The organism is Streptomyces sp. NPDC050704 (assembly GCF_040654355.1).
GTDB lineage: Bacteria > Actinomycetota > Actinomycetes > Streptomycetales > Streptomycetaceae > Streptomyces.
The window spans coordinates 1-9,207 of record NZ_JBFAHW010000216.1 but is presented as its reverse complement, the minus strand read 5'-3'; the positions used below and the strand labels follow the sequence as shown (position 1 = coordinate 9,207).

General features: G+C 70.0%; 7 protein-coding genes and 1 pseudogene. 1 reads left to right on the top strand and 7 read right to left on the bottom strand.

Going from position 1 to position 9,207, the window contains the following annotated elements; translation table 11 throughout:
- Positions 1-84: 84 nt before the first annotated feature.
- From AB0I18_RS50810 to AB0I18_RS50780, 7 genes are all read right to left on the bottom strand, one after another.
- Positions 85-1,035, bottom strand: coding sequence for a TauD/TfdA family dioxygenase (locus AB0I18_RS50810; protein WP_363112676.1), 951 nt, complete (start codon positions 1,033-1,035; stop codon positions 85-87).
- 103 nt (positions 1,036-1,138) lie between these two features.
- Positions 1,139-2,044: a geranyl diphosphate 2-C-methyltransferase gene (locus tag AB0I18_RS50805; RefSeq protein ID WP_363112675.1), complete on the bottom strand. Its 906-nt coding sequence runs from the start codon at positions 2,042-2,044 to the stop codon at positions 1,139-1,141.
- 64 nt (positions 2,045-2,108) lie between these two features.
- Complete coding sequence (locus AB0I18_RS50800) at positions 2,109-3,167, bottom strand: family 2 encapsulin nanocompartment cargo protein terpene cyclase (RefSeq protein ID WP_363112674.1); 1,059 nt, start codon at positions 3,165-3,167, stop codon at positions 2,109-2,111.
- Complete coding sequence (locus tag AB0I18_RS50795; protein WP_363112673.1) at positions 3,164-4,618, bottom strand: family 2B encapsulin nanocompartment shell protein; 1,455 nt, start codon at positions 4,616-4,618, stop codon at positions 3,164-3,166. Before AB0I18_RS50795 ends, AB0I18_RS50800 begins: the two co-directional genes overlap by 4 nt.
- Positions 4,619-5,026: 408 nt before the next feature.
- On the bottom strand, positions 5,027-5,572 hold the full coding sequence (locus tag AB0I18_RS50790; protein ID WP_363112672.1) for a GNAT family protein: 546 nt from the start codon (positions 5,570-5,572) through the stop codon (positions 5,027-5,029).
- An 18-nt stretch (positions 5,573-5,590) separates the two neighbouring features.
- On the bottom strand, positions 5,591-6,184 hold the full coding sequence (locus AB0I18_RS50785) for a class I SAM-dependent methyltransferase (RefSeq protein ID WP_363112671.1): 594 nt from the start codon (positions 6,182-6,184) through the stop codon (positions 5,591-5,593).
- Positions 6,185-6,304: 120 nt separating this feature from the next.
- Complete coding sequence (locus tag AB0I18_RS50780) at positions 6,305-9,124, bottom strand: beta-L-arabinofuranosidase domain-containing protein (RefSeq protein WP_363112670.1); 2,820 nt, start codon at positions 9,122-9,124, stop codon at positions 6,305-6,307.
- On the opposite strand from AB0I18_RS50780, the pseudogene AB0I18_RS50775 reads away from it, so the two are divergent.
- Positions 9,113-9,207, top strand: a pseudogene (locus AB0I18_RS50775) (PadR family transcriptional regulator); the annotation flags it as partial. The gene AB0I18_RS50780 and the pseudogene AB0I18_RS50775 overlap by 12 nt on opposite strands.

Here is a 9,207-nt window from a genome sequence, read left to right as displayed (position 1 = left end):
GGCAGGAGAGCATGAAGATCACCCGCATCGTGGTCGCGGAGGTACCGAAGCGCCGAGCCCCCCCGCCCACCCGTAGCCCCGCACTCACCAGCGCTGCGGTTCGCTGCCCATGATCGGTACCGACGGCTTGCCGTCCACCCCCACCGGGACGTCACCGGCGAGCATCACGCGGTGCATGACCCGGGGATGGTCGAGGTGCGTCGTGTCGCCGGGAGCCAGGTGGATGGTGGCCCGGTTGTCCCAGAAGGCCACGCTGCCCGGCTCCCAGCGGAACCGCACGGTGTACTCGGGCCGGGTCGCCTGACCCAGCAGCATCTCCAGCAGCGGGGCGCTCTCCATGCGGGACAGCCCCAGGATCTGCTCGACGTAGTAGCCGTTGACGAACAGCACACGCTCGCCCGTCTCCGGGTGCACCCGGACCAGCGGGTGGTCCGAGGCGACCTGCCGGTCCAGCAGATGGCGTACGTACGCGTCGTCGCCGGGCCGTGCCTGGTAGCCGACGCCCAGCCGGTGCTCCGCGCGCAGCCCGTCGACGAAGTCCCGTACGGGCCGCGAGAGTCCCGCGTAGGCGGCCGCCAGATTGGACCAGGTGGTGTCGCCGCCGTACGGGGGCACGGCCTCGGCACGCAGAATGGTCGCCGCCGGCGGGTCGACCCGGGCTCCGTGGTCGCAGTGCCACCCGCGCAGCAGGGAGTGGCGACGCCTGCGCAGCCACTCGTCCTGGTCCATGCCGAACCGTCCGCCGAGTTCCAGCCGGTCGGCCGTCGTCTCGACCTCCGGGAAGCCGGCGGGTGACGCGCTGCCGCGTTTGCCGAGGCGGACCGGCTCGCCGAACCGCCGGGCGAACGCGACATGCGAGACGTGGTCCAGCTCCTGCCCGCGGAAGAACACCACCTTCCAGCGCAGCACCGCCGCCCGGATCTCGGCGACCACCGCGTCGTCCAGGTCCTCGGCCAGATCGACGCCCGTGATCTCGGCGCCGATATGGCCCGCGACCGGCTTCACTTCGATCCTCGTGCCCTTGTCCGGTGTCATACGGCTCCGTCGATCATGCGTATGAGCCTACGTCTCCTTCGCGACGTCGGAGCAAGCATGACCGTTTCGCTCGGCCTGCGCCAAGCTGTCCGCACCGGCGGGATCAGACGCGGTCGGCGGCGATCAGCAGGTACTGGAAGCTGCCGTTCTCGTACGCGGTCAGGAACGTGTCCTCGATGCCCGTGACCAAGTGGTCGGCCTGCTTGCGCAGTTGCCAGTAGGGGATGGCGTCGGCGGTCAGGTCCTGTACATGGACGGGCACGAGCCGGTTGCGGGCCATGGCCCGGAAGTACTCCGACCGGGGGTGGATGTCGCAGATGTAGTGGGCGTTGATGAGGGAGACCTCACGGGACGCCCGCCCGTAGGCGTCGTTGTAGCAGCCGGTGATCGTCACATAGCGTCCGCCGCGGCGCAGCAGCCGGGCGTGCTCGGCGAACAGCAGGTCCAGCTCCACGTACATGGTGGACTCGTTGTTCCAGGACGCCGCGAACGCACCGGAGGGAAAGCCGGTGCCGAGCATGTCGAGGTGGTGGTAGCGCACCCGGTCGTCGATGCTCCGCTTGCGGGCCTGCTCGTTGGCGAAGTCCGCCTGTTTCCCGGAGATCGTGACGCCGTCGGCCCGGCAGCCGTACCGCAGATGGGCCACCACACTGCCGCCGCCGCGCCCGCACCCGGCGTCGAGGACGCGGTCGGCGGGGGAGAGGGGGCCGAGGCGGCCGGCGAGGAGATCGGCCTGGGCCTGTTCGAGGCGGTGCAGTTCGGCGGTGATCCGGTCGCGGCGTCGAACGGGGTCGACCTCACTGCCGCCGTGGTCCTCGTCGAGTACGGCCCAGTCGACGCCTCCGACGCCGTAGTGGTGGTGGTACAGGTCGTCGATCTTTCCGAGTTCGAGGTTGACCGCGTTCTCCTCGGCGTTCCAGTAGTCCGCGACGCGGTGCTGGTACGTCGAGTGGTACGGGGACTGGGTCGGCACCGGTGCTGCCGTGGTGTCGGCGTCGGTGATGGTCAACGGTGACTCCTTGTGGCGCGAAGGGGCATGGGTCAAGGGGGTGGATCGGCCGGCGGGGCGGGCGCTACCAGTAGTTCGGCAGGTGGTAGCGGTGGGTGTTGGTGGCGTGCCATTCGTGGTTGCCGGACACCCAGGCGGCCAGGCCCCTGGCGTAGCGCTCGATCAGCGGCGAGGTGGCGGACAGGGCCGCGGACTCCTCCTCGAACGCCTCCATGATCCGGTTGTGGATCTCGACGGCCTTCAGATAGGCGGCCTTGAGGCCGCACCGCTCGTTGGCGGCGATGGCCTGAGGCAGATTCAGGTGGGTCGGGTCGTTGGCCAGTTCCTTGGTGAAGGAGTACAGGTCGTTGACGATCGTGGTGGCGTTGCCGGCGAGCGCGGTGATCCGCTGGATCTCGGGCCGGACGTACAGGGTCTCGGGCAGCTCGTAGCCGTCCACGGCGTCGACGATCGACAGACAGGGACGGAAGTTGTTGAACTGCCGCATCATCAGGTACTCCCAGACCTGCGGCACGTACCGGGTCTCGGCCCAGGCGGCCTCGGCGAGATAGCCCAGGTGCAGCCGGGCGAGGTCGTGGACGAGCCGGTCGGTCTGGCTGGCCGTGGCGAGGACGGCGTAGTCCTTGAGGGCCCAGTGGTACGAGCGCAGCGGCCCGTCGGCCTGCACACCGCGCCGCCACCGATCCTCCAGTTCGGGCGTGCCGTGGAAGGGGTCCAGCGCCGACTGGGCTCTGATCAGTCTGCCGCCGAGTCCGCGCGACGAGCCGCCCCTGTCCTCGTCCTCCTCGCAGTAGCAGTTGTCGACGATGTTCTCGGCGAGGAGGAGCTTGCCTGCCGCCGTGAGGCGTTCGCGGTCGGCGGCGCCCGGATGCTGGAGTACGACGGCCCGGCCGAACTGGAACCCCGCGAAGTCCCCCGTCCACGCCGTGGGGAACACGTCAAGGCGGCGGGCCCAGGCCTCCAGCCGGCGGTCGATGTCCGCGACCGTCCCGGGGTCGGCGGGGACCGCGGGCCGGTACCGCAGCCCGGGGATCGCCCCGCCCGGCCGGGCATCCGCGGTCCGGGCGAGGCTCGGCGGTCCGGGCAGTCGAAGCGGCGGACCGGATGCCGGTGGTGCGCTCATTCCGCGGTCCGCCCCACCTGGACGTTCTCCAGGATGCCCGCCGCGTCGGGTACGAGGATGGCCGTCGAGTAGTAGGCGGTGACCAGGTAGCTCATGATCGCGGTGCTGTCGATGCCCATGAACCGTACGTTCAGCCCTGGCTGGTACTCCTCGGGAATGCCCGTCTGGTACAGGCCGACGACGCCTTGGTCCGCCTCCCCGGTGCGCAGCGCGATGATGCTGCTCGTGTGCTGCGGGCTGAGCGGGATCTTGCCGCAGGGGAAGAACGGAACGCCACGCCACGCGGGCACTTCGTGTCCCTCGACGTTCACGGTGCCGGGCACCAGACCGCGCCGGTTGCACTGCCGGAAGAAGGCCGCTATCGCCTTCGGGTGAGCCAGGAACAGCCGGGTCTTGCGGCGCATCGACAGCAGCTCGTCGAGGTCGTCCGGCGTGGGAGGGCCGGCGAAGGTGCTGACGCGCTGGCTGTAGTCGACGTTGTGCAGCAGACCGAACTCGCGGTTGTTGACCAGCTCCCACTCCTGGCGTTCGCGGATCTCTTCGATGGTCAGGCGGAGTTGCTGCTCGGTCTGGTTCATCGGGTTGTTGTAGAGGTCGGCGACCCTGGTGTGGACCCGCAGCACCGTCTGGGTGAGCGACAGCTGGTACTCGCGCGGGACGAGGTCGTAGTCGACGAACCCGCCGGGGAGCATGGGCTCGCCCACGTGCCCGGCCTGCAGCGGGACGTCGGCCTCGCCCTTGCGGTTCATGGGCTTGCTCTGCTGTGCCGCGAAGGTGTCCAGGTGGGCGGCGAGGGACGGGGTGCGCTCGACGAAGGCCAGCAGGGCGTCCCAGGGGAGCACCAGCACCACGCCCGGGGTCTCGGCCCGCAGGGAGCTGAGCCACAACGGGTCGGCCCTGCCGACGGCCTCGTCCCCCAGCCCTTCGCCGTCCGAGATGACCCCGATGACCTCTTCCTCGCCGTACTTGCCGGTGGTGTAGCGGGTGAACCGGCCGTGGACGACCAGGTACGCCTCCGTGACGGGCTGCCCGGCGTCGAAGAGGACATGGCCGGCGCGTACCTCCCGTACCCGGAACCGGGAGGAGATCTGCCGGAGGGCGGCGGCGTCGGAGTACCCGCGCAGGGCCGGCAGTTCGGTCAGGGTCTCGGGGATGACCCTGATGTCGTCGGCACCGTTCTGCTCGAACTGCACCCGGCCCCGGCCGACCCGGAGCTGGAGGCGCCGGTTCACCCGGTAGGTGCCGCCCTTGACGTCCACCCACGGCAGCATCTTGAGCAGCCATCGCGAGGTGATGGCCTGCATCTGCGGTTCGGACTTGGTGGTGGTGGCGAGCTGGCGGGCCGCCTGGGTGCTGAGGCTGGTGAACCGTGGTCCGTCGGCGGTGGGTCCGGCGGCGAGGCCGGCGGCGGGGTCGGAAGCGCTTTCGGGGGAGCTTTCCGGGGCAGACACATTTCCTCCCAGTACGTGAGCGGACGCGGGTGGGTGGACGCCACGACAGCGACCTCGTGACGGTGCGGGCGGCTGGGCAGCGGGCGCCGCATGTCAAAGCGAAACAGCCGGGGACGGCGACCGGGAACCGCGTGAATGGGGCGTGTTCACGCCCCGGAGGCGGGGATCAGCCGAGCGAGGTGGTTCACTCTGGGGCGCGTGCTCCCACGCCGGTCGCCAGGTCCCCTGTGTCACCGGCGCGGAAGGCGCACGAAAGCCCGTATCAGGGTCGGGCACCCCATAAGGGGCGCGGGGCTGTGACATGTGCGGCTCCGCCGCGATGGGGGCCCCCGTTCGAGCGAAGCCGAGAATGGGGGAGCGACCAGCCACAGACGACCCGCAGTCATAGAACCGCACCCAGCGGAGCGCTCAGGCCCCGTGGGACGGTCGCCACTCCGCGGCCAACAGGCCGAACAGCAGGTCGTCCGTCCACTCGCCCTTGATCCAGGTGGCCTCCCGGCGAAGGCCCTCCCGGGTGAAGCCGAGCCGCAGCAGCAGCCGGGCCGACCGGATGTTGCGCTCATCGCACTCGGCGGAGACCCGGTGCAGCCCGCGGCGCTCGAACAGTTCGCCGAGCACCGCCCGAACCGCCTCGGCCGCGTAACCGTGTCCCTGCCTGTCCCCGGCGAGAGTGAACCCGATCTCGGCCTGCATCAGGTTCTCGTGGAGGCAGACCCCGACGTCTCCGATCAGACAGCGATCGTCCTTGAGCTCGACGGCGTACTGGAACCATCCCGGTTCTTCCGGCGACCCACCGGCATACCCCCGCACCGTCCGCACCGCCTCGTCGAGCGGGACCGGCGCCGTCCAGCCCTGATAGCGGGCCACGACCGGATCGGAGCGGTACGCGGCGAACGGCGCGGCGTCCTCCGCACGGAAGCGGCGCAGTACGAGCCTGTGGGTCTCCAACAGCATGGCTCCATCGTCCCACGCTCAGTTCTCCGGAGATCGAAACGTCAACAGGTAACGCCAGAAGAGGAGTTGACGGACGCTGGAGCCGGGCAGCAGGCGGGCCGCCTCGCGTCGGACGTCGGCGAGGGACATTTCCGGAGGGCGGACGGGCGCCCGGAGCGGCGGCGGTTCGACTCCGCGCAGCCGCTCGGCCACGGACACCCCGGCCCGCGCCACGGCGTTGGCGGGCACCGCCGCGACGTCCCACCAGGTGATGCCCGCGTAGCAGCCCAGGACCAGGAGCACCCCGCCGGGCGCGAGCGCCTGCCGGAACCTGGTCACCGTGCCGAAGGGCATGTGGTGCAGGCTCGCAAGGCAGGTGATGACGTCGTAGTGGCCCTTGGGCAGGTCGGCGTCGGCGGCATCCAGCTGCCGGAACCGAGGGCCTTGGCCGATGCCCTCCGCCACCGCGATCACCTCGGCGGACGGGTCGACGGCATCTACCTCGTAGCCCAGCGCCGCGACTCGTCGGGCGAAGCGGCCGGTGCCGCAGCCGACGTCGAGGGCGGTGAGGCCGTGCCGGGGTAACCGGCGCAGCAGCAGCCGGTGGTAGTGGTCGTTGTGATCGAAAGGCATGAGCGGGACCCTGGCACACCGTCCGCCGGGTGCGGCACAGGGGGTTGCCCCGCGTGCCGCACCCGACGGATCGGACGGACCGGACGGACCATATGGAGTGTCAGGACAGGTAACGGACCGTCAGGACACGTACGAGGCGTTCCGTGCCGTGTCCACCACCTTCTGTCCGTCGGCCTGGCTGAGCAGCCCCGCCGACACCCAGGTGTTCACCGTGCTCTGCACCCGCGTGACCAGCGCGCCCTTGCCGTTGAACGGCGCCGCCGACCAGATCTCGTCGAGGAGCGTGCTGCCGTCCGCCTTGGCCGGGTTGGTGACGCCGGAGTCCGAGTTGCCGAAGACCACCTTGGGCTCGGCCCGCCGGAAGTAGGCGTGCGTGGGGTCCTCGGTCCCTTCGAAGAACGGGGCGAACTCGGTGCCGTTCAGCGTGTAGTGGAGAGGCTTGCCGGTCACGGCGGCGACGGTGGGCAGCAGATCGCCGGAGAGCGCGGCATTGCGGTAGAGCCCGAACTGCAGGTAGCTGGTGCTCGTGTTGCGGGCGACCAGGTTGACCGGACCGTAGAAGAGGGTCTGGAGACCGGGGTCGTCGAGGGCCTTCTCCACCCGCAGCCGGAACGGGATGGTGATCCGCACGGTGTCGCCGCTGCGCCAGGTCCGGGAGACGGCGAAGTAGCTCCCGGCGACCGGAGTCCCGCTCACCGCACCGCCGTTGACCGTCACCCGGAAACCGCTGGTCGCCCAGGACGGTACGCGCAGCCGCAGTTCGAAGGCGGCGCTGCCGCCCCCGATGGTGAGCGTGGAGCCCTGCTCCCGGGGGTAGTCCGTGGTCTGTGTGACGGTGACGCCCTTTTGGGACCAGGTCAGGGTGGTCGGACTGTAGAGGTTCACGTACAGCGCACTTCCGTCGGCCTTCGTGAAGTACACCGAGTCCTGGTACTTGGTGGCGCTCTCCATGCCGGTGCCCTCGCAGCAGGTGGTCCCCTGCTTGGGCGTGTAGTCCCGCACATGACCGGGCGTCAGACCGATGAAGTAGGTGACGAGCGGCTTCTCAGCGTCGGCCTTGTCCTGCTTCGAGCCGAGGACCTGGTTATACAGGGCCCGCTCGTAGTAGTCCATGTACTTGGGGGACTGCTCGTGGAAGAACAGCATCCGGCTGAGCTTGAGCATGTTGTACGCGCAGCAGGTCTCGGCGCTGGTGTCGCTGATCGTCCCGGCGACGAGCCCGCGGGCCTTCCAGAACTCGGCCGTGCTGGTGCCGCCGATCCCGAACATCCGGTGCGGCACGACCATGCCCCAGAAGTTCTTCGCGGCGGTCAGGTAACGCGTCTCGCCGGTCGCGTCGTACAGCCGCAGCAGCCCGGTGAAGATGGGGATGTGCTGGTTGGCGTGCAGCCCGTCGAGGGTGTCGGTGTTCGCGGCGCAGGCGTCGATGAGCTTGTCGAGGTCGAAGAGGCGGGCCAGCGCCAGGTGTTCGGCCTTGCCGCTGAGGGCGTGCAGATCGCAGATCGCCTCGACGATGCCGCCGAACTCGCCGCTGGAGAAGATGCCCCACATCCGCTGAAGGGTGGCGTCGGGCAGCTTGGACAGCCGGGAGTACATCCAGTCGCACATCCCGGACGCCAGGTCGAGCGCCCGCGCGTCGTCGACGTACAGGTAGGCGTCAAGCAGTCCGCGCAGGATCTTGTGCGCGGTGTAGTAGGGCGCCCACACCTTGGTGTAGTCGGGGCTGGTCCGCGACTCCAGATCGATGAACTGCGTCTCCGGATACGCGGCGAGGAACCCGGGGTGGCTGGGCCCGCCCCAGGTGCGGCGCAGGGTGGCGGTCAGGCTGCGACCCGAGGTGTCGGCAAAGGTGCCGCCGGTGGTCTCGTCGAAGGTGTACGAGGCCAGGGTGCCCCGGCCCGCGGACGAAGAGGCGGCCCGGTTGGTCTGCAGTGACGTGATCTCGGCGGCGGTCAGCGCCCGGGACCAGACGTTGAACTCGTCGTAGGCTCCGGCGAACACCGGGTCGGTGGCGTAGTTGGAGCGGCCGAGCCAGTTGTTCGCCAGCGCGCCGAGCGCCGCCGGGTTGAGGGTCATCGACGTGTTCTGCGCGACGGAGGTGCCGTTCACGTAGAGGGTGCCGGTGCTGCCGGAGATCGTCACCGCCAGGTGGCTCCACTGGTTCAGCGGCAGTGCGGCGGTGCCGTTGAGGCCCTGCTCGCCGCCGGGCCCGCCCGTCGTGATGGCGAAGCGCGGTACTCCGGTCGCGTTGCGGGCGGCGAGGTAGAGATAGCGGGTGGTGTTGTTGCCGAAGTCGAAGATCCGGGCCCAGTCGGCGTTGTGGGTGGGCTTCACCCAGGTCGACAGGGTGATCGCCGAGGCACCGCCGAGCACCGCGGCCGGCACGTCGACGTACTGGTAGGAGCCCCGGACGTTCTCCGCCGCGGTACCGAACTTACCGGCCACGCTGAGCACGGCCGGGTCGCCCCGCAGCGCCGTACGCACCTCGGTCAGCGCCCCGACCATGGTGCGGATCTTGTCGGCGTACACCTGGTCACCGGTGCTGCCGTAGGCCTGGGAGAGCATGCTGAGGAAGTGGCCGGTGTAGTGGCCGCGGAGGTTGCCGTTGGCCTCGCCGTCCAGGCCTTCCCAGCCGCCGGGGGCGACCGCTCCGCGGGTGGAGAGCCCGGCGTTGGCGCGGAAGACCTGGAGCAGCCGGTTCACGTCGTACCCGCGGCCGTGGTCGAGCATCAGCTGACGCTTGGTGGCGAAGATCCCCTGGCCGACCTTCACGTCCTTGAGCTCGAACGGCCGGAGGGTCCAGGTCGACGGCGCCGGAAGCGTGGCGGCCGCTGCCCGGCCCGTGGCGGCGTGGGCGAACACCGGTGCCGCCGCGGCGAATATCGCGCTCTGGAGGAGAATCCGTCGGGAGAGGGGCGGGGCCGACGGCTCCTGACGCACCGTGACGCGTCCGGGATCCTCGACACCCAGCGCTCGGAGCACCTGCGGATGATGCGCATCCTCACCGACCGCAAGCGCAAGGG

Coding starts and splice junctions, on each gene's coding strand:
- AB0I18_RS50790 (WP_363112672.1), bottom strand. CDS start 5,572: ATGCTGTTGGAGACCCACAGGCTCGTACTGCGCCGCTTCCGTGCGGAG.
- AB0I18_RS50785 (WP_363112671.1), bottom strand. CDS start 6,184: ATGCCTTTCGATCACAACGACCACTACCACCGGCTGCTGCTGCGCCGG.
- AB0I18_RS50810 (WP_363112676.1), bottom strand. CDS start 1,035: ATGACACCGGACAAGGGCACGAGGATCGAAGTGAAGCCGGTCGCGGGC.
- AB0I18_RS50800 (WP_363112674.1), bottom strand. CDS start 3,167: ATGAGCGCACCACCGGCATCCGGTCCGCCGCTTCGACTGCCCGGACCG.